Annotated in this window: 19 protein-coding genes; 9 read left to right on the forward strand and 10 right to left on the reverse strand. The window is 48.9% G+C overall.

Annotated elements, in window-relative coordinates:
* Positions 1-50 precede the first annotated feature (50 nt).
* A complete protein-coding gene (locus tag AC812_RS10365) occupies positions 51-1,775 on the forward strand; it encodes a nucleoside kinase (protein WP_061915832.1) in 1,725 nt (574 codons plus the stop codon).
* Positions 1,776-1,856: 81 nt separating this feature from the next.
* Here the strand turns inward: AC812_RS10365 and AC812_RS10370 are convergent, their stop codons facing one another.
* From AC812_RS10370 to AC812_RS10380, 4 genes are all read right to left on the reverse strand, one after another.
* Positions 1,857-3,101 carry an aminotransferase-like domain-containing protein gene (locus AC812_RS10370; RefSeq protein WP_061915835.1) on the reverse strand — a complete coding sequence of 415 codons (1,245 nt, stop codon included), beginning with the start codon at positions 3,099-3,101 and terminating at the stop codon, positions 1,857-1,859.
* Positions 3,102-3,210: 109 nt separating this feature from the next.
* Positions 3,211-6,339: a glycine cleavage system aminomethyltransferase GcvT gene (gene gcvT, locus AC812_RS10375; protein WP_061915838.1), complete on the reverse strand. Its 3,129-nt coding sequence runs from the start codon at positions 6,337-6,339 to the stop codon at positions 3,211-3,213.
* Entirely contained in the window at positions 6,324-6,455 is a 132-nt protein-coding gene (locus tag AC812_RS18270; RefSeq protein WP_272897781.1) for a hypothetical protein, read from the reverse strand. The genes gcvT and AC812_RS18270 overlap by 16 nt, the downstream gene beginning before the upstream one ends.
* Positions 6,456-6,487: 32 nt before the next feature.
* Positions 6,488-7,330 carry an alpha/beta hydrolase gene (locus AC812_RS10380; protein WP_061915841.1) on the reverse strand — a complete coding sequence of 281 codons (843 nt, stop codon included), beginning with the start codon at positions 7,328-7,330 and terminating at the stop codon, positions 6,488-6,490.
* A 125-nt stretch (positions 7,331-7,455) separates the two neighbouring features.
* Between AC812_RS10380 and AC812_RS10385 the strand changes: the two genes are divergently transcribed.
* The 5 genes from AC812_RS10385 (at position 7,456) to AC812_RS10405 (ending at position 12,833) form a co-directional block, all read left to right on the forward strand.
* Positions 7,456-8,571 carry an aminopeptidase gene (locus AC812_RS10385; protein ID WP_061915844.1) on the forward strand — a complete coding sequence of 372 codons (1,116 nt, stop codon included), beginning with the start codon at positions 7,456-7,458 and terminating at the stop codon, positions 8,569-8,571.
* Between the two features lie 7 nt (positions 8,572-8,578).
* Positions 8,579-11,005: a S8 family serine peptidase gene (locus tag AC812_RS10390; RefSeq protein ID WP_061915847.1), complete on the forward strand. Its 2,427-nt coding sequence runs from the start codon at positions 8,579-8,581 to the stop codon at positions 11,003-11,005.
* A 156-nt stretch (positions 11,006-11,161) separates the two neighbouring features.
* A complete protein-coding gene (locus tag AC812_RS10395) occupies positions 11,162-11,728 on the forward strand; it encodes an RNA polymerase sigma factor (protein ID WP_061915849.1) in 567 nt (188 codons plus the stop codon).
* Positions 11,725-12,582, forward strand: coding sequence for a DegV family protein (locus AC812_RS10400; protein WP_061915852.1), 858 nt, complete (start codon positions 11,725-11,727; stop codon positions 12,580-12,582). Before AC812_RS10395 ends, AC812_RS10400 begins: the two co-directional genes overlap by 4 nt.
* Positions 12,579-12,833, forward strand: a complete 255-nt coding sequence (locus AC812_RS10405) for a hypothetical protein (RefSeq protein WP_114676097.1) — start codon at positions 12,579-12,581, stop codon at positions 12,831-12,833. Before AC812_RS10400 ends, AC812_RS10405 begins: the two co-directional genes overlap by 4 nt.
* 4 nt (positions 12,834-12,837) lie before the next feature.
* Here the strand turns inward: AC812_RS10405 and AC812_RS10410 are convergent, their stop codons facing one another.
* The 3 genes from AC812_RS10410 to AC812_RS10420 form a co-directional block, all read right to left on the reverse strand.
* Positions 12,838-13,092, reverse strand: coding sequence for a glutaredoxin domain-containing protein (locus AC812_RS10410; RefSeq protein ID WP_061915857.1), 255 nt, complete (start codon positions 13,090-13,092; stop codon positions 12,838-12,840).
* Positions 13,085-13,438, reverse strand: a complete 354-nt coding sequence (locus tag AC812_RS10415; protein ID WP_061915860.1) for a hypothetical protein — start codon at positions 13,436-13,438, stop codon at positions 13,085-13,087. Before AC812_RS10415 ends, AC812_RS10410 begins: the two co-directional genes overlap by 8 nt.
* Before the next feature lie 113 nt (positions 13,439-13,551).
* Positions 13,552-13,890 carry a DUF4870 domain-containing protein gene (locus tag AC812_RS10420; RefSeq protein WP_061915863.1) on the reverse strand — a complete coding sequence of 113 codons (339 nt, stop codon included), beginning with the start codon at positions 13,888-13,890 and terminating at the stop codon, positions 13,552-13,554.
* Between the two features lie 123 nt (positions 13,891-14,013).
* Here AC812_RS10420 and fmt point away from each other — a divergent pair, with 123 nt between their 5' ends.
* Genes fmt through AC812_RS10435 form a run of 3 tightly spaced genes read left to right on the forward strand, consistent with a single transcriptional unit; the run spans position 14,014 to position 17,409 of the window.
* Positions 14,014-14,934 (forward strand): methionyl-tRNA formyltransferase, encoded by a 921-nt coding sequence (gene fmt / locus AC812_RS10425; protein WP_061915865.1) that lies wholly within the window; start codon positions 14,014-14,016, stop codon positions 14,932-14,934.
* A gap of 22 nt (positions 14,935-14,956) precedes the next feature.
* Positions 14,957-16,003 carry a ketopantoate reductase family protein gene (locus tag AC812_RS10430; protein WP_061915868.1) on the forward strand — a complete coding sequence of 349 codons (1,047 nt, stop codon included), beginning with the start codon at positions 14,957-14,959 and terminating at the stop codon, positions 16,001-16,003.
* Complete coding sequence (locus tag AC812_RS10435; RefSeq protein ID WP_082149041.1) at positions 16,000-17,409, forward strand: glycoside hydrolase family 13 protein; 1,410 nt, start codon at positions 16,000-16,002, stop codon at positions 17,407-17,409. Before AC812_RS10430 ends, AC812_RS10435 begins: the two co-directional genes overlap by 4 nt.
* Here the strand turns inward: AC812_RS10435 and AC812_RS10440 are convergent.
* From AC812_RS10440 to AC812_RS10450, 3 genes are read right to left on the reverse strand one after another with little or no spacing between them, the layout of a single operon-like run.
* Positions 17,392-17,820, reverse strand: a complete 429-nt coding sequence (locus tag AC812_RS10440; RefSeq protein WP_061915870.1) for a CBS domain-containing protein — start codon at positions 17,818-17,820, stop codon at positions 17,392-17,394. The genes AC812_RS10435 and AC812_RS10440 overlap by 18 nt on opposite strands.
* A 12-nt stretch (positions 17,821-17,832) precedes the next feature.
* On the reverse strand, positions 17,833-18,201 hold the full coding sequence (locus tag AC812_RS10445) for a 4a-hydroxytetrahydrobiopterin dehydratase (RefSeq protein WP_061915873.1): 369 nt from the start codon (positions 18,199-18,201) through the stop codon (positions 17,833-17,835).
* 21 nt (positions 18,202-18,222) lie between these two features.
* Complete coding sequence (locus AC812_RS10450) at positions 18,223-21,687, reverse strand: alpha-amylase family protein (protein ID WP_061915876.1); 3,465 nt, start codon at positions 21,685-21,687, stop codon at positions 18,223-18,225.
* Positions 21,688-21,825 lie beyond the last annotated feature (138 nt).

Genomic DNA, 21,825 nt, shown 5'->3' on the forward strand with positions numbered 1-21,825 from the left:
ATACTGATTTTTACTCTTTAAAACCCAACCTTTTGTAGGCAAACGTAAAGATGAGCGATCGAGGAAAAAATCAAATCACATTCATTAAACCGCGCGATGAGGTGGAAGTTCACCTGCCGGACGGCAGAGTGTTGCAGGGCAAACGGAACACACCGGTAGGTGACTTTTTGAAAGCATTACCTGAATGGGATAATCCTTTAATTGTCGGAGCGATTGTCAATCATGAATTGCGGGAGTTGACCTACCCGATTACCATCGAATCCAAAGTTACCCCACTCACAATGACCAGCGCTGACGGGGCGCGCATCTACCGGCGTTCACTTACCTTCCTGCTGGAGGCGGCTTTTGAGGAGATTTTCCCAGATGCGGTTTTAACCGTTGATCATTCGGTGACTTCCGGCGGGTATTACTGTCAGGTGGGAGGAAGAGACCCACTCACTGAGGGAGAATTAGAACGTTTGGAATCTCGAATGCGGGAATTGGTTGAACAAGATTTACCATTTGAACGTTTGACGGTTCCGCTCAAAGAAGCCATTCAATATTTTGAATCCAAAGGGCATCAGGATAAGGTCAGTTTATTGAGATACCGGCATCGTGATACGCTGGTTTTATATCAACTGGGCTCACACCGCGATTATCATCACGGCTATATGGTGCCTTCCACGGGCTATTTGCGCTGGTTTGGACTGCGAGCTATGGATGAGGGTTTTATCCTTCAATATCCACGTCGGCATGCTCCTAAGGAACTACTGCCCCTGCCGGATTTCTCGATTCTGTTGAAGACCTTCAAGCAGTACGGGGCGTGGCTGGCTAATCTCGGCATTGACAGCGTTGGCGCCCTGAACGATGCCATTTCCACCAATCGTATCCGTGAGATTATTCTGGTTTCGGAAGCTTTGCATGAACAGAAAATTGCCGAAATTGCCCGCGAGATTGTCCGGCGCGCTGATCAAAGCCGTATCATTCTGATTGCCGGCCCGTCATCTTCCGGTAAAACCACCTTTGCAAAACGACTTTCAGTTCAATTATTGGCATATGGTTTATCTCCCTTTGCGCTGGAGATGGACAATTATTTTGTGGATCGAGAATTCACTCCAAGGGATGAAAATGGAGATTATGATTTTGAAGCGCTGGAGGCGCTGGACATTCGCCGACTGGAACATGACTTAACGAGGTTAATTCAAGGAGAGGAAGTTCAATTACCTCGTTTTGATTTCAGAGAGGGAAAAAGTTTTCCGGGAGAAGTTGTCCGGCTGGAGAAGGATCAATTGGTGATTTTGGAGGGCATCCATGGCTTGAATCCGCGCCTGTTGCCCAATTTACCGACAGAACGAACTTTTCGGATTTATGTGTCCTGTTTGACCCAATTAAACCTGGATCGTCACAATCGCATTTCCACAACCGATACACGCTTATTGCGAAGGATCGTGAGAGATGCCCGCGAGCGGGGCTATTCGGCTCAGGAAACCATAGGACGCTGGGAATCCGTGCGGCGGGGTGAAAAGAACTACATTTTCCCCTATCAGGAAAATGCCGATGAGATATTTAATTCTGCCTTGGTTTACGAACTTTCTGCGCTAAAGCCGTTGGCAGAACCGTTATTGCGCCAGGTTCCTTATGGCACGCCGGAATATATTGAGGCCAAGCGGTTGTTGGCTTTCATCGAATGGTTTTTACCACTCAATATGGACTTGATCCCGGATAATTCTATTTTGAGGGAATTCGTCGGGGGTTCAATTTTACGAGAGTTCAAAATCTGGCGTAAACCGGTATAAAGACGGGGTTGATTTCGCTCGAATCAAAAACGAGCCGGTCAACGGCTCGTTATTGATTCGGATTCAGGGTTCTTTGTCGGGTTAAGCGCCCTGAAAAATTTTTTGATTGGCGCAAATTTCTTCTTTGAGCATTTTACCTAAACGAGCAATTCCCTCATTGATTTTTTCGGGAGTTGGATAAGAGAAATTCAGGCGCATGGTATTTTTGCCACCGCCATTGGGATGGAAACTTTCACCGGGAACGTAAGCCACTTTATTCTTCACGGCGGCAGGGAAGAGCTCGGTTGCATCGCACTGTTCTGGCAGGCGCAGCCAGAGGAACAAACCGCCTTGCGGATGGGTCCAGGTGACTCCCTCTGGCATGTGTTCTTCGAGGGCTTCCAACATGACATCCCGTCGTTCTTTGTAAACCTGACAGATCTTCTTAACATGTTGATCCAGAAATCCATGCCGGCCGACCTCATAGGCAACGACCTGATTAAAGGTGGCTGTGTGCAAATCGGTGCCCTGTTTGGCCAGCACCAGTTTTCGGATAACCTCAGGCGGGGCGATGATCCATGCCAAACGGATGCCGGGAGCAAGGATTTTGGAAAATGTGCTCAGGTAGATCACATTGCCGGTATAATGGCCATTCTGAACGCGGGTTCGGGCATCAATTACCTCAACGGCAGGCAGGTGTTTTCCCTCAAAGCGCAGTTGACCGTAAGGATCATCTTCGACAATCGGTACCCCATAGCGATCCGCCATCTCCACCAGCTGTTCGCGCCTTTCGAGGGATATGGTAACTCCCATCGGATTCTGGAAGTTGGGTAGCACATAAATGAATTTCGGCCCGGCTCTCAATGCGCCTTCTATATCTTCGGTGACCATGCCATCGTCGTCGGTTCGGACGGTGACATACTCCGCTCCATAAGTATTCCATGCCTGTAACGCACCGAGATAGGTGGGTGATTCGACCAAAATTCGATCTCCGCGGTTGATGAACACCTTCCCGATCAGGTCTAATGCCTGTTGAGAGCCAGAGGTGATCATCACATTCTCGGCTGAAATCTGGATACCATAACGGCTGGTATGACGGGCAATCATCTCCCGAAGGGGGAGGTAGCCCTCAGTCGAACCATACTGAAGGGCAAAATCTCCCTGCTCGTTGAGAACTCGAATACAGGCTTCTTTGAATTCTTCAATGGGAAACACCTCAGGGGCGGGAAGACCCCCAGCAAACGAAATGACGTCCGGTTGTTCGGTTAATTTGAGCAACTCGCGGATGGCGGAAGCCTTGATTCGTTGCATTCGCTGGGCGTAGCGGTGGTCCCAAAGGGTCTGCATATTTTCACTCTCCTTGTTTATGGTGGAATAGGGTAGAGGCTTTTGGGCTGGATTTCTTTTATAAAATCACAAGGTGTACTGGATTTACCGGTACACCTTGTGAACCACACTATTTTGGAAAGCGGCTGATAATAACAGCCGCGCTGGGAAGCAACACCCGATCTCCGGTTTTTAATTCGGCAGGGGGTTTGCCGGCAGTGGCAGGTGCCGATTGATAAATCCACAAGGGAGTTCCCTCCTCTGAGGATTTGGTTTCCACCAGCGCCTGCCCGGTGAGAAAACCCTCTGAATCAATCGCGCAACTGGTAACCACGCCAATGGTGCGTCCTTTTCGGTCAATGACCGGGTCTCCGAGATGAGCCATTCGGACGCCCTTTTCGGTAAAGCGGAATCGAACGACTACACTATTGCGAGACTTCTCGCGCTCTAAATATGCCTCTCGTCCGATGAACCACGGCTTGTAGGTCTTGACATAACTGCCAAAACCGGCTTCCGCAACACCCAGATTCAACTGGCCGCCCATTTCATGTCCATAGAGAGGCAGGCCGGCTTCCGTACGCAACGAGTCACGTGCGCCCAACCCACAGGGTTTCAAGCCCATCGGTTTACCTGCATCCAGCAGGGCCTGCCAAAGCTGAGCAGCCTGATCGGGATGGACGAATAACTCAAACGCCATTTTTTCGCCGGTGTAGCCGGTGCGGGAGACGACCAGATCAATGCCGCCGATAACGGCTTCACACAATTCGGTGCGCTTGAGAGCCATGATGCGCCGGCGGGTTTCGGTATCCGTCCCGAGGGACAGCAAAATATCCCGCGACTTGGGTCCTTGCAAAGCTATATCCACACGCATGTCCTTGCCCTCGTTAGGGTCGCGCAGGTTGCGGAGGATCACGTTTCGTCCAAAAGCGCGCGCCCACGGGCGCTGACGATCTACCATGACCTCTCCATTGCGGACTGCGTTGAGCCATGCCCAGTCTTTATCATCATTGGCGGCATTGACCACAATCAGGTATTTTTGGGCGGAGCGGCGGTACACCAGCAGGTCATCAATTACGTTGGCGTTGGGATCCAGGAAGTGAGTGTAACAAGATTCGCCGACTTCAAGAGCGGAGATGTCGTTGCCACAAACACAATCCAGAAATACGCCCGCATCCGGGCCTTCGGCCTGATAAACGCCCATGTGTGCCACATCGAATAATCCGGCTGCCTGACGGGTTGCCAGATGTTCCTCCACCACTGAGGTGTACCAGACCGGCATCTCCCATCCGGCAAATGGTATCAGCTTCGCCCCTAATTGCTTGTGGATTTCGTACAAGGGGGTTCGGCGGAGTTGATCGGGTTCCTTCTCCTCCCACTGGAAAACGGGCAATGGTTCACCCTGAGTTTCGGGTTTAATTCCAATGTAATAAGGTTTTCGGTGGCTCTCACCAGATTTCCCTGCCGAGGTTACGGCATTATCGGTAGATTCGGTCACATAGATTGGACCCGGGGTGCGGCGGAGTAAATCGTCATCGAATTTGACGTAGCCATCTGAAAGATCACGTAGCCAGGCAGCAACCAGCCCGGCTTTTTCCACCGGTAGACTGAGACGAAAGTGTTCAACACCCACGCACGTCAGGATGCCTGGTACTTCTGCCGATGGTGTGATCAGGGATGTGGATTGGGACTCACCCGGCTTCAAATCTTCACTATCAGCAGTAAAAACATAATTGACAAAGGTGCGGATCCCACGCCCTTTCAGGTCATAGGCCGTCCAGCCATTTTTGCTTTGAGCCTGATCATCCATGAAGAAGAAATGGGGGTAACCGTGGCGGGAGGTTTCCTGATCAATGCCGGCATTCTCTGCTAAAGTACGGACTCGGATCTTGGCGTCTTCCAAAACATCAAAACTGATCTTGGCACGGATGGCATCCCCTTTGCGTGTTTCAAGGGAATAGGGTTGGATGGCCAGCAAGACATCCGCCATAATATCGGCGATTTTAACCATCTCGGCTTCTTTCATGCCGCGCTGGGTCACCCAGGGTGTACCGTAGCGAATGCCGGAGGCATTCAGGGCGGTTTTATCACCCGGAATGGTGTTGCGGTTCAAGACAATACCGGCAATATCCAGGATTCGGGCAGCCAAATCACCCGAAAGTGGGGTGCCATCTTTGCCAACGATGGTCTTACAGTCCACATTGCCCAGATGGGTATCGCTTCCCCCATAAGGGATGCGTAAGCCGCGTTCCATCAATCTTTGGGTGAGCGCCAGACAGTTTTTGACAATCTGGTGCTGTAATTCTCGGAAGGTATCGGTTCTGGCAATTTTTAGGGCGGTGGCAAGAGCGGCAATGGCATGCATATGCGGCCCGCCTTGCTCGCCGGGGAAGACTGCCCGGTCAATTTTGCGAGCAATGCCGCTGTCGTGGGTCAGGATCACGGCGCTGCGTGGGCCCATCAAGGTCTTGTGGGTTGTGAAGGTCACCACCTGAGCGATTCCAACTGGAGAAGGAATTGCTCCACCGGCAATTAAGCCGGCGATGTGGGAAACATCAGCCAGTAAAACCGCTCCAACGGAGTCGGCAATGGCGCGAAAACGTGACCAATCCGGCACCCATGGGTAAGAAGAATAGCCAGCGATGATCAATTTTGGTTTATGTTCCTGCGCAAGAGCCTCAACGGCGTCGTAATCAATCTGTTCGGTTTGCGGATTGACATTGTAGTGGATGACGTTGTAAAGTTTTCCCGAACGGTTGACCGATGAACCATGGGTTAAGTGTCCACCATGCAGAAGGTTCATGCCAAGTATGGTATCGCCGGGGTTGATCAGGGCATGATAAACAGCATTGTTAGCCGGTGCGCCGGAAAGAGGTTGAACATTAACGTACAATTGGTCGGCAGATACACGGGGGGTCGCAAAGACTTCCGCGCATCGGCGGCGCGCAAGGGATTCGATGATGTCGGCGTATTCAACGCCTTTGTAGTATCGCGGGTCGGAATAGCGTCGGTAATGAGAAAGACGGGCGGTGTAATCGAGAATCTCGTCCTCGCTCATCCAGCGAGTTTCTTCATCCGGGTAACCTTCAGCGTACAAGTTTTGAAAAACCGAGCCGAGGGCTTCGCGGACTGCCAGTGGTGCGGTGCTTTCACTGGGAATGAGGATTAGTTTGCGAAACTGGCGCTCCGTTTCAATCTGAATGAGGTCATAAACGGCAGGATCAACGTCCTTTAACGCGCCACGAATCAGGTAATCAGCCATTGAAACTCTCCTCTTAATCCATTGGATAGATTGTTAAGTTGCAGCGCAGCCGTGCCCAAGCGGTGCACCGCGTCCATGATTATTGTAGCCCGCCGGTAAATTCGGGTCAAGTCCATTTATCCTGAACTGGGGTGAAAGTTGTAACCGATTAGTGAGAGGTTGCGGTGATCTGTTTTTCTAACCAGTTTAGAATAACCTCAAATACTCGGTCTTTGTCCGGTTCATTGTGTAATTCATGGTACCCCCCTTCCCATTCAACATAGGTGATAAATTGTGGATTTTTTTCTGCCAGTTCGCGTGAGCCTTCCACTGAGGTTAATGCATCGGAATTGCCATGCAGTAAAAGGACAGGCACGGAGATTTTCTCTCCGTTCTCCCGAATCCATTCCCCGTTTTCAATGAGCTGGATTGCCAGACGTGCAGAAATCCATGGATGAACAAGAGGATCGCTTTTGTAAGCCTGAATGACCTGCGGGTCTCTGGAAAGTCCTTCGAGTTTCAAGCCGTTGTTCAAGGCGGTGGAAGGTACGAGCCGGTTGAGAATTTTTCCAAATACAAGCATGACGCCGGGATCCGAAGCAAGTTTAATGCCGGGAGAGGTCACAATTGCTCCGGTAACGGCGGGTTTACGTTTGAGTAAATAGGCGAGGACAATGCTCCCGCCGAGTGAGTGACCATATAAAAAAACGGGAAGATTCGGATAGTTTTCTCTGCTTCGGTTTATCAGTGCATCCAGCTCTTCAAAGAAGCATTCGTAGGAGTCGACATGACCACGTTTGCCGCCGGTTTGACCATGTCCGGCATGATCCGAGCCGATGACAGCATAACCATTTTGGTTAAGGATTTGAGCAACATGTTGGTATCTGCCGGTGTGTTCACCAAGCCCATGCACTAAAAGGACTACACCGCGTGCAATGGGATCGGGTTTCCACTCAATTCCGTAATAAGTGATTTGATGAGCACTTTCCCAATTAAATTCGATAACGGTCATACAATCCTCTGAATTTGGTATGTTGCATCAATAAGTTTATACCTTTGCCGGTAATTCGGCAAGCCGGATGGTGGTAAAATCATACGAGTGAAGGGTTGAAAAATATCATTTTGAGGTGAATCCCCATGATAGATCCAAGAATTGAAAAACTGGCCGATATGCTGGTCAATTATTCTGTTGCAGTCAAGGCCGGTGATAAGGTTTGGATCAGAGGCGGAGTTGTTGCTCAGCCGTTATTACTTGAGATTTACAAAAAGGTATTACAGGCAGGTGGGTTTCCCTACCTGACACCCACATTCCCGCAAGCAGCCGAGATTTTCTACAAAACAGCCAACGAAGATCAATTAAAATTTATTGATCCACCCCGCAAGTTGATCATTGAAACGTACGATTGCTCGATCAATATTTTGGGAGACGAAAATACCAAGGCGCTCTCCAATGTGGATCCACAAAAGATGGTGATAGCCTCTCAGGCACAACAGCCGATTTTTAAAACCTATCTGGAGCGAGCGGCGCGCAAAGAATTCCGCTGGACACTGGCTCAATACCCGACCAATGCTCATGCTCAAGACGCAGAAATGAGTCTGGATGAGTACGCCGATTTTGTTTATCAAGCCATGATGCCGGATCTTCGTGACCCGGTCGGATATTGGAAGAAGTTTTCTGCGCGTCAACAAAAAATTGTGGATTGGCTGAACGGTAAAGAGGAAGTCAGGGTGATCGGCAAGGAAACTGACTTGCGTTTGAAAATCAACGGCAGGCGGTTTATCAACTGTGATTGTCATGAGAATGTGCCGGATGGCGAAGTTTTCACCGGACCTGTCGAGGACAGTGTAGAGGGTCGGGTTTATTTTTCTTATCCGGCAATTTACAGCGGTCGGGAAGTGAGCGGTGTGCGACTGTGGTTTGAAAAGGGAAAAGTGGTTAAAGCGACGGCTGAAAAGAACGAAGAATTTTTACATAAAACCCTTGATACAGATGAAGGCGCACGGTTTGTGGGTGAGTTTGCGATTGGCACCAATGAAGGAATCACCCGCTTCACCCGCAATATTCTGTTCGATGAAAAAATTGGGGGAAGTTTCCACATGGCATTGGGCGCCAGTTATCCCGAAACCGGTGGGCAAAATCAATCGGCTGTTCACTGGGATATGATTTGTGACTTGCGCGACGGCGGCGAAATTTGGGTGGATGGGCAATTGCTCTACAGGAACGGACAGTTTGTGATTGATTTAGGAGATTAAATTGAATATGGCGAATCCGCCTGAATCACTCACGCAAGAGCCAATCGCGTTTTCGGATCGGGCTCAAAATGGGGGTTGTCTGAAGACTGCCCTCTTTATTTTCTATCTCATCTGGCTTGGGTTGGTTAGCTTGATTGCCCAGGCAGGGATGTGGCTGATAGAAAATCTGCTGTTCGAAGGTTCAATGGGGCTTCCCGATGTGCGCGGCTGGGTGGGATTAGGATACCTAATTGCGGTTGGGCTACCTTTAACGGTGTTGATCTGGTTGCCGGGTGTTTTTCGCGGTTTTTTTCGGGTTGCGGGTATTTCCGTTGCTGTCGGGCTCTTAATGCTGCCTGCCCGATGGTTGTTTCTGACAGATTTTCAATCCGCAACGCTGATTGTGATCGGCTCGCTGGGGATTGGCATCTGGATTTGTTCGAGGTTATTATCCCATCATCCATCGGATAAGGTGCCAGGCAAATCGCATGATTCGTTTGTTTTTGGAATGATCTGGCTTGTTTTTGGATTAGCGTGGATGCCTTATGCCCTTTGGGGGGCATTCGGTTCACTATTGGATGTTTTGTTGGGCATTGGGGTTGGGGGATTGCTGGGCTGGTTTATGGCGTTGCTGCTGGATTTGTTCATTGAACAATCGCGCTCGGCTCACCCCGCGGAGCAATTCCCTTCACCAGTGTTAAGAATCGTCTTCATGGTGGCGGTCGGTTTAATAATCAGCAGTAGTTTACCGTTGGTAGGATTTCAGCTCAGCCTGACGCCGCCATTGATGCTGAGTGCGATTGGCGCAGTTGTGATTGGCAGTTTTTTGAAAAATTCGCGGAGCGCTTTACGTCACAAGGCGCTTGGTTTATGGATTGGTTCTGCTGCAATTCTCCCATTGGTGTTTGTGGACGGAGATGAGTTAATGCTGGTGATCAGCTCAAGCCCGGGGGAATTAATGGAATATGCCTTGAGAATGATGTTCGTTCATTGTCTCGTGCTTCTAATAGGAGTGGGATTGGGATTAATTTTTCTCAAGAGATTACAAGAAACTGCGATCAGCCGCTGGTTGTACCTTCCGGCCGGACTGGTCTGGGTGGCAGGTCTGACGGTGTATCTGATTGCCGGGCAGGCGGGGTTTTATGGGGAGCGGTTGTTTGTGATATTTCGCCAGCAGGTCACCTTTGATGAGCAAATGCTCCCCCATGATGTTGCTGAACGGCGGAATTTTGTCTATCAATCTCTGGTAAGGAATGCCGAAACAACTCAGGCTGATATGCAACGCCAGTTGAATCGCTTGAGGATCGGCTATCGTTCGTACTATCTGGTGAATGCAATAGAGGTCAATGGGGGACCTTTGGTCAAACTCTGGCTTACCACCCGGCCGGAAGTCGAACGAGTGCTGCCCAGTCCCCACTTACGTCCATTGTCTGAAACGCTTCCGGCAGTAGAAGGTAGTATTGATGAGTTCGAACCCAATCGGGATTGGAATCTGGCGATGATTCGCGCGCCGGAAGTATGGAATGAATGGGGGGTGCGCGGAGCGGGCATTGTGATTGGATTGGCCGACTCAGGAGCGGATTGGGAACATCCTCAATTGCATGATCAATACCGCGGCAAGAACGGTGATCACAATTACAACTGGCTGGATGTCTGGTTTGGCAGTCCTTTCCCGCAGGATACCAGCGGGCATGGTACTCACACCTTGGGGAGTATTCTTGGAAAAGAGGTGGGGGTCGCGCCGGATGCTGAGTGGATCGGATGTGTCAATCTTGGACGTAATTTGGGCAATCCCGCTGTGTACCTGGATTGCTGGCAATTTTTGTTGGCCCCCTACCCACAAGGAGGTGATCCATTCCGGGATGGCAGACCGGAAATAGGGGCTCATGTTATCAATAATTCATGGGGCTGTCCGGAAGTGGAAGGCTGCGACCCCGCGGTTTTTTTACCGGCTGTGCGTGCGCTCAAGGCGGCAGGAGTTTTTGTGGTTGTATCGGCTGGAAATTCCGGTTATTCCAGGTGTGGCAGCGTGGATGCACCGCCGGCCATTTATGAGGAAGTGCTGACCGTTGGAGCGGTGAATCGCAATGGAGACCTGGCCGGTTTCAGCAGCATTGGCCCGGTCACTGTGGATGGGAGCCAGCGGTTGAAAGCGGAGATTTTAGCGCCCGGAGAAGAAGTTTACTCATCCTTTCCAAATGGCACTTATGAACTGGCAAGCGGGACTTCGATGGCCGGCCCGCACGTTGCAGGTGTGGTTGCCTTGATGTGGTCTGCAAACCCAAATCTTATAGGAAGGATTGACGAAACCCGTCAGATCATATTTGACACTGCCCAAACCTATCGGGGTGTCTTGCCAGAATGCGTGGAAAGCAACATCCGCCCAGCACAGGGAATTGGGTATGGGATCATTGATGCCTACGCCGCGGTTCAGCGTGCCCGAGAAGCTCGATAGATACGAACACCAAAATTTTTGTATAATGGAATTAAGCATTAAGAAAATGTTGACAGGAAGACGAAATTGGAGATTGAGGTTTATTTTTATTGGTGTAACCTCAATCGGGTTTTGGGGTTTATTTAATGCATTGAAAATTCAGGCAGGGATGACATCGTGGAAGAATTAAGTGACGCCGAAGTCATCAGCCGAGCATCGGAAGGCGACCAGGAAGCCTTCAGTGTACTTTACCAACGATACGTCAAGCGTATCTACAACTACATCTACTACCGAACCGGTAGTGTGCATGATGCGGAAGATTTGACCGAAAAAGTTTTTTTTCGTGCCATGAATCACATCCACAATTACCGTAACCGCGGATTGCCTTTTTCGGCATGGTTATACCGCATCGCGCACAATCTGGTGGCGAACTGGCATCGTGATAATAAACGGCGTAAAGAGGTGCCACTTGAAGATCATGCCTACACCATTCGGCACGGTGGCGAACATCCTGAAAGTGAGCTGGTGAAGGGGCAAGAGATCGAGCATTTGGTAAAGGTATTACAAAAATTACCGGAAGATCGTCAGACGCTGATTATTCTCAAGTTCGTTGAACGCTTATCGAATGAAGAAATTGCCCAAATTATGGGAAGGAGTGAAGGAGCTATCAAAAGTTTGTATCATCGCACGTTAATCGCCCTCCGCGATGAATTGGACTTGTCAAGTAAGGAGAGAGAAGAATGATTAAGATCGTAACCGATGGTTCGGCAGATATGCCAGAAGGATGGGAAGAAAAATACGACATCAAGATCATCCCTTTATCCATCGTGTTGGGGGAGCAAACCTATCTTCAATATCGAGATGTCACTTCAAAAAATTTTTATCAACTGGTGAGGGAAAAAAGGTTTCCCCCCAAGACGTCTTTACCCTCTCCCTATCAGATCATGGAGTTTTATCGCTCCATTGCCCAAAAGGGAGAAGAGGTTCTTTCGATCCATCTGGCAAGCAAGTTATCCGGCACATTTGCGGCTGTAAAACAGGCTGCCGATGAAATTGCCGATGAAATAAAGGTGTACCCGTTTGATTCGGGGGCTGGCTCTGCCGCGCTGGGATTCATGTGCCGGGAGGCCCGCCTGCTCAGCCAAAAAGGATGGGATGTTCCCCAAATCATGCGGCGGCTTGAAAAAATGCGCGATCGCTTAACGGTGATCTTTACCCTGGAAAACCTGGAATTTGCCTATCTGAGCGGGCGGATTAATAAATTGCAGACAGCTTTATCTTCCCTGCTTCGAATCAATCCGATTATTGTCCTTCGGGACGGACTGTTGAATATGTCCGAAAAGGTGCGCAGCCGTCATCGGGCGCTGGATCGAATCGTTGAACAAGTGCAGCAACGAGTGGGAGATAAAATGGCGTCTCTGGCGGTCGTTCACGCTGCCGCGCCCGAAGCAGCCCAGACCATGGTGGAACGATTGAGAAAAATTTTCCCAAATGTGCGGGAAATTGTGGTTACCGAGTTATCCATTCCAGTTGCAGCACACCTTGGGCCGGGAACCATCGGAATTGTGGCATACCCCGAAGAAAACGAAGAGGAATGAGCAGTACAATGCAATCACCCATGGTTTTGGACGGTCTAGAGAGCAATCTGGCGAGCTTGTTCAAGCCGGTTGAACCCAGTCAGGTTTTCGTCGAATCGCTGGCGGTGCGCTTAAAAAGGCCCAAACCGGTTCAATTGGAAAAAGCCGGAAAAACACCCCTGCTTTTGGTTGTGATTGGCAGCGGATTACTTTTCGGGGTTTTAATCTTCTTAATTTTGCGACTGGTTCGGCTAATTTTATATAAAAGATAGCAACTCAGACAACGCCGAGTTTGTCTTTTAATTGCTGTACAGTGGGTTCAACCAGAATACTGCCGTCCGGGAAAACAATAGTTGGCACACTGCGGTTGCCATTGTTGACCTGTTCAACAAATTTGCGGCCTTCCATATCCGAATCAATATCAATATATTCATAAGGAATCTTCAACTCATCCAGGGTTGCACGCGCCCGGCGAGAAGTGTAACACCAGGATGTTCCATAAAAGCGAAGCGGTTGTGAAAAGTTAGTCAATTTGATCCTCCATCCAGCGGTCTAATTCTTGAATGAAATTTCTGGCTTCTTGCAATAAGTCTACTTCAATGGGTAATTGATGTTCGGGTGTAACCCGCATGGTCAGCAAACCGGCGGATTGGCGGATGGCAGCGGGAAAATCCGAACTTTGGCTTAAAATCTGCAGTGCATTCAATCCATTGATTTTGTGAACATCAATTCCCCATTCGGCAAGGCAAGCCTGAGCGGCTAAACCAGCCGCTCGACGGGCGCATACCCGTGCCATGCCTTCGTTACCTTCCTGGCGGGCAGATTCGCCAAGTGATAATTCCCGGTTGATTTTTGTAAGGGTGTCACTTTTCAGCATTTAGATGTATTTTACCAGTAATTAATGGAGGCTTTGATTAAACCAAAAACTACCTCCGGGCTTCATGTGAACCCTAGAAAGCCCGGAAGCATCACGGAGTAAGGTGGAATATCCTATGCCCAGCCCTGATTTTTTACAAAGTCGGTGATCACCGGTAAAGTGATATATTCACCTTTGTTGGCTCGAATGGCCAGCCAGATGACCACCCCTAAGGTGAGAATTGGGCTGATGCAGTTGACAATCGGGATGAAAGCAAGAATGGTGTTGAGAATGACCAGCACAATGCCCAGTACCAATGCCTGCATGTAATGGGCTTTGATGAACGGTCGGTTCTTCTTGTCTTCCATAAGCAGGATAATGATGGGGATGAGGGGGGTTAATAAATAGGATAAGAGCGCCCATAAGCGGTCATCACTGGTGATGCCATCCGGAGAATAGGAAACATCAGACATGGGTTATTACCTCCTTGGCGAAAAGAATTGTGGAAATTAGGATATTACAATTGTATAACGGAATTAGAATGAATAAAAGCCATTAATCCAAGCAAATTTAATTTTGTGTTAAAATCATCATTTATGATGAATTTTCGCGTTGTTTTCATGGGTTCGCCAGAATTTGCCATCCCCACCTTGAGGTTGCTAGCCCAAAATTATCCTGTGGTGGGTGTGATTACCCAGCCCGACCGTCCATCCGGTCGTGGACGAACCCTGACCCCCCCGCCGATTAAAGTCACAGCACAGCAATTGGGAATTGAAACCATCCAGCCGCATCGTTTGAAAGACCCCGGAGTATGGGAGAAGCTGATTGAATGGTCGCCGGATGTGATTGTGGTGGCGGCTTTCGGACAGATTCTCCGGCAAAATGTGCTGGATTTACCACGATTTGGCTGTGTCAATGTTCACGCTTCACTACTCCCTCGTTGGCGAGGGGCTGCGCCAATCCAGGCGTCAATCCTGCATGGAGATGCGGTAAGCGGTGTAACAATCATGAAGATGGATGCCGGTATTGACACCGGGCCAATTCTTAACCAGCGAAGTATACCCATTCAAGCAGACGATGATGCAGATAGCCTGAGTAAAAAACTGGCTACCCTTGGAGCGGAGCTGTTGATGGAGACGCTACCTGCCTATCTTCGGGGAGAAATTGAACCCCGAATTCAGGATGAGTCTCGGGCAACTTATGCGCCGATGTTGAAAAAAGAAGAAGGGGAATTGAATTTTTCGCAGCCAGCCGAATATCTTGAAAGGAAGATCAGAGCTTATTTCCCGTGGCCGGGTGCTTTTATGGTATGGGACGGCCAATTATTGAAGGTCAAGCGAGCCTTTGTCCTTCAACAAAACCTGATTCCGGCGGGTAAGCGGTCGGTAGTGGATGGACTGCCTGCAATCGGCACGGTGGATGGAGTACTGGTTTTGCGCGAAGTTCAACCGGCGGGTAAGAAATGGATGAGCGGAGAAGAATTTTTACGCGGTGCGCGCCATTGGCGCGAAATTTAATCGAATGGGTGAGTAAAATCAAATGAATTATTTGATATTTGGAATGGGGGCTATTGGAACTTATATTGGAGGTAGTCTGAAACTAAGCGGTGAGAGAGTTTTTTATCTTGAAAGAGCCGAAGTCGCCAGGCGATTTAATCAGCAACCGCTTGTAGTAGAGATTGACGGGAAAGAACAACCCTTCGTGCCGGATATGCTCAGCGATTCTTTGGAAGCCATACTGGAGCGCTATACTGTAGATGTGGCGGTGGTAGCGGTCAAGTCCTTTGATACGCCTGCCGTTGCTTCCCTGTTGAAGCCGTACTGCAATCAGGTATCAGCTGTTCTCAGCTTACAAAATGGGGTCGAAAACGAAGAAATTCTGGCTGAGTTTGTGGGCAATGAGCGGGTTCTGGCTGGGACGTTGACCAGTGCGGTAGCAAAGAAGGAAACCGGGCGGGTTGTCCTTGAGAAGAAGCGAGGGGTTGGAATTGCTGGGGATCGCCCGCTATCGAGAAAAATCGTCGAGTCGTTCAACCGGGCCGGTTTGAATGCAAAATTGTTCCCGAATGCTGGGGAGATGAAGTGGTCAAAATTAATTACGAACCTCCTTGCCAATGCCTCTTCTGCTATTCTCGATCTGACGCCTGCTGAAATTTTTTCTCATCCCAAATTGTTCAAGATTGAAACAGAACAGGTGCGGGAGGCGGTGCGGGTCATGTCCAAACTGAATTACCGGGTAATTGACTTACCGGGTACACCAGTCCGTTTATTATCGCTATTGTTTCATTCTATCCCTGAGGAAATTGCACGACGGGTTGCGGGCAAAACGCTGGCTGCCGGACGGGGAGGTAAAATGCCCTCATTCCACGTAGATTTGTATCGCGGACACCGACCGCTGGAAGTGGATTACCTGAATGGCGCAGTTGTGCGGTTTGGGGAACGGCTTGGGGTTGCCACACCCGTAAATTTATTTTTAAATGAAGCCCTCTTGTCAATTGCCGAAAGACCACTTGAAACGAATATTTACCGCAAAAATCCTGACAGGTTGATTGCGGTTTTATCGGAAAGAGTGAGGTTATTCTCATGAATATTCCAGAATGGGTGAAAGACAGCATCTTTTATCAAATTTTTCCGGATCGGTTCGCGAACGGTGATTTGACCAATGATCCGCCCAATGTTCAAGCGTGGGGCAGCCCTCCCGATCCAATTCACTTTCAGGGAGGAGATCTGACCGGGATTGAGCAAAAATTGGATTACCTGCAGGATTTGGGCATCAACGCCATTTACTTGAATCCCATATTTCTTTCTCCATCCACGCATCGCTATAATACAGTGGATTACTACCGGATTGATCCCAAGTTAGGCACATTGGATGATTTTCGTCGTTTGCTGAAAAAAGTGCATGAGCGGGGAATGCGACTGATCCTTGATGGTGTGTTCAATCACTGCGGGCGGGGATTTTTCGCGTTCAATGACGTATTGGAAAATGGCAAGAATTCCCCCTATATAGATTGGTTTTTTGTGAGGGGATTCCCCTTGAATGCGTATAGCCGAGGAAAGGCAACTCGCTACGAGGGTTGGTGGGGTTTCAAAAGTTTACCAAAATTGAATACGCATCAACCTGCCGTTCGACGTTACATTTACGAGGTTGCCCGATATTGGGTGGAAGAGGGAATTGACGGCTGGCGTTTAGATGTCCCCAACGAGATTGATGACGATGAATTCTGGGCAGAATTTCGGCAGGTTGTTAAATCGGCAAATCCTAATGCCTATCTGGTGGGTGAAATTTGGGATTTACTGCCTCGTTGGGTAAATGACAATCACTTTGATGGTGTCATGCATTATCCTTTACGCTCGGCTATTCTGGATGTGCTTCGGGGTAAGACCGGCATCAACGATTTTTATGCACGCCTGCTGCAAATTGAACAAACCTACGGGCAGGAGAGCTTGTTTGGTTTGTATTTGCTACTTGGTTCTCATGATACGGAGCGAGTAAAAACACTCCTCAACGGAGATGCCCAAAAACTGCGTCTGGCTTATCTGCTGTTATTTGCTTTTCCCGGAACTCCCTCGATTTATTATGGGGATGAAGTTGGAATGGAGGGCGGTCGAGATCCGGATTGCCGTGGGGCTTTTCCGTGGGACGAAAGTGAATGGGATCATGATTTGCGCCAATGGGTTCAGAAGTTGATTGAAATTCGCCGGCAGACACCCCTTTTGAGGCGGGGAAAGTGGAAACTTCTTGAACCCGCCAATTGTGACGGGATTGTACGCATAATTCGAGAAGGCGGCGGCGAGCAATTATTCATTCTAGCCAATCTTAATTCTGAACCCTGCAGGGTTAAAATTCCGACCGCAAGCGATGACCCGACGGTAAATAAAAACTTTCGGGATTTGCTCGGCAATCAATTTTCTGTCGTTGTCAATCACAATCAGGTTGAGATTACCTTACCCGGTTTAAGCGGGGGCTATTTTTCATCCGGTCTTCTTTGATTCTTTATCCGTTACCCAGCCGATTTCTTCAGCTGCCATAAACAGGTCAGTTGCGGTAATCATTCCAATCAATTCATTTTGATCATCAACCACCGGTAAATGATGGACATTCTTTTCCTGCATTTTTCGGGAACATTCTACCAATGTCCAATCCGGTCGCGCAACATGAACGGGTGTGGTCATAATTTCACGGACAGTTGTTTCGGCAGGATTGCGAGAAGCGGCGATAATTTTATCGCGGATGTCGGTGGTCGTGACGATTCCATAAATTGTGGTGTGATTGTCTTTGAGGACTACCACCAGACTGTGGATATGCCTGCGACGCATCAGAGTCATTGCGTATGAAACACTGCTATCGGCATCAATCACCACAACGGGGCTCGACATCCAATCTCGAACCAGATGACTCATCGTTAATACCTCCTAAGAAATTCTTGGTTTGGTGTCTTCACGCGAACGATAAATCTCGTCAGTTTTTGCCGCCATGATGAAATCGTTGCGATGCAACCCATTGATAACGTGTGTCCACCACTCAACAGTTACCTTTCCGTACTCAATCGTGATTTTGGGGTGATGATCTTGTTCATCCGCTGCCCAACCGACAGCAACGACAAAATCGAGAGCGTCTTTATAACGCTTGAACCGAAATGTCTTTTGTAATTTCGGCACTTCTTCGGAGTCAATTACCAGCCACCCTTCGGCCAGAGGCAGCAGGTTATCAACCTCATTACCGCTTAGTGGCGGCATACCTTTTTGTGGTTTTACACACTGTTCACGACTTAAATCACTCATTGGACACCTTTAACCGAGTCATTAATCCAGTTCTGCAATCTGATCCATTAAGTTGGTAATCTGAAATCCTGAAAGTTGCTCTGCCTGAAGGAATTTTTGGGCGATTTCATTGGAGGCAAGCAGGGTTTCTAAAATTGAAGCATGGGTTGAGGCAGGTTTTCCAACCTCATTTATAACAGCCACCCAACTCATCCACCAGATAAAGTTTTTAAAGGCTTCCTGGTTGTACCATAAAACATCCTTGTAACGGTTGACGCCAATAAAGCGCTGCACTTCCAGATCGGAGAGCCAGAATTCCATGATTCTGGAGAGGGATTGCCCCGCCAGTTTTTCATACCAATCTTGATGGTTGATGATAATCCTTAGAGTCGGTGGAATCCGCCAGCTGATGGCGCCGTCCACGCCGATGTGATGCGCTGTTTCCATGACGGCATCCATCAACCGCCACTCTTCGATCCACGAAAGCGTTTGTGAGGGATGTTCTTTTTGATCCTTCAAGAGACCCAATTTGTGAAGGAATGGGTAAACAAAAGCAACCAGAGAAGATTCTTTTGCATTTTTCAATCCCGTTTGCAAATATTCGAAGGCCCGGGGTGATTGACCACGAATGGGAACGGGGAATATTTTCTGGGGTGATTGGAGATGCAGTAAAAACTCCAATTGCTTTTGCAGGGTAGTTAGAATCAGTTCCCGGTTGTTTCTGAAACCGGTCATCTGGGTAATTCCGTTCAGAAGTGCTTCGAGCTTTTGAACGGCTTCTGGTATAAGATGTTCGGGTATTTCAGGTTGCTGCTGACTGACCTGATGATCCAGCAAAAACTGGAGATAACCGGGGTTGACGATTTCTCGCCATGGGCGAAGGATGGGAGCCAGTAATAACTCGTGCAATGCCTCTTGAATGTTGGGAACGCCCCGCCCAGCCAGATATTGAGAGAGAGAGCGGTAAGAGCCAAACTCATCATCGGGAACTTCTCGGAAATCTGAAAACACGTAGGCTTGATAGGCAGAGAGTTGGATGTGTAACCCTTTTTGAGCCATCTCATCCGCAGGACGGATGTATTCCATGCTGGTTAAGAGGTCGCGGAAGATCACAAAATGATTTTCCTGCCCCGACAATCCCAGGCCTTCACTCAGAGACTTTTGCGCCAGTTTGGTCGTACCTTTCTCGCGTGACTTGAAACCAGCCGACCAGCGAATCCAACCTTCTGTTTCGGCAAACTTATTATGGTAAATGACCAAAGCCCGATCCTGACCCAGCCGATTTGAATACGCAAAAACATCCTCGTTGACCCAACCCCCGGAGGTGAAAAAGTCGTAAAGCAGAAAATTGTCAACGCCGGCAAATAAGGCACGGCGATGAAGTAGCGGAAAAATCTGGCGTTTGTGACGTTCGACCAGATAGGGGTCGGGTTTTTCATCCCAGTAGGCTCGGCGAAACTCCATACCGTATTTCTCGGCATAACCTTCGATCTGTCCATGTCCGAACATGGGCAAACCCGGCAGGGTGGACATCATTACGCAAATGCCAAAGTACTTATCTCCCTTGCCAAACTGATCCACTGCAGTTCGTTCATCAGGATTATTCATGAAGTTGACATAACGTTTGAGGATCTCGGGTTCAAACTCAATTGTATTCTTAATCAATTTGCGATAACCGGCATTGTCTTCATTTCGGAGCATATTCATGAAGGCGGAGTTATAGACACGGTGCATTCCAAGTGTGCGAACAAAGTACCCTTCCATCAACCAGAAAGCTTCTGCCAAAAGCAGTGTGTCGGGAGCTTCTTTGGCGACGCGATCCACAACCTCCCGCCAGAATTCGGTGGGAAATGCCCGGTCAAAGGCTTCTTTGGTCATGCCATGTTCGGCACGGGAAGGAATTGCACCTCCTGTACCGGGTTCGGGAAACCACAGGCGTTGATAGTGGCGTTTGGTAAGGGTCATGGCGGCATCGAAACGAATAATGGGGAAACGGCGTGCCACCTCCAGAATGGTTTGTATGACCGTTTCACGTACCTGAGGATTGAGGTAATTCAATTGGGCGGTATCATTCCAGGGCATACTCGTGCCGTCATTGCCATGGTAAATAAACTGAGTAGCGCCGGTGTTTTTATCTCTGCGTTTGAACACGACCGCTGCATCGGTACGGGTGTAGTAATGGTCTTCCAGTAAAATTTCAATGTTTGGATTGCTGGAAAGGTCGGGACCGCTAAAAGTGTAGGATGGAAATGGGCTGTAATCCAGTGAGATAAACCAGTCAGGATGCTCAATCACCCAGGAAGAGTCAATTCCCATGTGGTTGGGCACCATATCGGAAGCCAGACGGATGCCGTATTTCCAGGCCCGCTCACGCAAGGTTTGATAGGCCTGTTCACCGCCTAAATCTGCGGCGATGGTGTAGCCAGCCAGAGAATAGGCGGACGAAATGGCTTCTGGGTTGCCGCACAATTGCTTAATGCGAGCGGAGGCTTTACTACGCTCCCACAATCCAATCAACCACAACCCGCTAAAGCCCCACTCAGCAAGTTGAGCCAGTTCTTCTTCGGGGATCTGATCGAGCCGACTGATTGGACGCTCATATTTTTTGGAAAGTTGATCCAGCCAGACGTATGTATTTTTTGCCATTAACACCAGCCGGGGCATCCACTCCCGATCTGGACTGAAGTTCTCGGGTTCGCCCTCGCCGGATAGACGATCGTATAACGGAATTTCTACTGGCCCAGGCCCAAGAAACGAGATTTTTTCTTCTTCTTTGATAAAGTCCAAACTGCTCAGCAAGCGGTAAAGGTATTTTCCAAGCAAATCTCCCCAACGTTGACGGATGTATTCGAGCTGTTCAAATAAAGAATATGGATGGGCAATGGCAGGTGCCCTTAGCATATCTATTAAATTTTGCAAATCAGGTCCAAAAGGTGGTTGCTGGTCGAAAAATTGATATAACTCCTGGATGGCTTTATTGTAAACGGTCAATTGAGACAGGTTTTCGTCATCAAAGAGTTCCAGGTATGGATTCACCGCCGGGTTTTTGTTGTTCACCCAGAGGAGGAGAATTTCTTCAAGGGTGTTGGCACGGTTTGATGCGCCATTGGTGAATTGTTTGAGGTAATCCTCCGGGCTAACTTCCCCCTTATAGACGGACAGTGGGGGAAATTCCATCGTAAATGCCAGTAAAAGTTCGTCCACCTTCTCTTTTCCAAGAACTCTTTCCAGATCGCCGAGAGCCTGTTCCATTACCTGTGGGTTTTTTTGCTGCCGGTAAAGAAACGCAACTAAATGTAAAATTTCATCTTCCAATCCCAAAGCGTTAATTTGGCCTGCTCTAACAGCGCTTTCCGGGTAATTGATCAGGTCCCGATATGCATTCATTTTTTGGGCAAATTGCCGGGCAGCGTGAAAGTTGGCAAAGATCACATTGCCGTTGAAGGAGAATAGACTCTCATCAAACTGATAGCGGTCGCGCGCCTGCCTGGAAATGTGAAATTCCATGAAAATCTCCTTGGGAATAGAAACTGAGGTGGAGTAACTGTATTATACCCTTATTCCATCCTTTGATGATCAGGATGGTTCTATTGTATCCATTTATCCCCAAAGAAGAAAAAGGCAGAGAGGTTTTGATCCCCTCTG

Source organism: Bellilinea caldifistulae, assembly GCF_001306055.1.
Lineage (GTDB): Bacteria > Chloroflexota > Anaerolineae > Anaerolineales > Anaerolineaceae > Bellilinea > Bellilinea caldifistulae.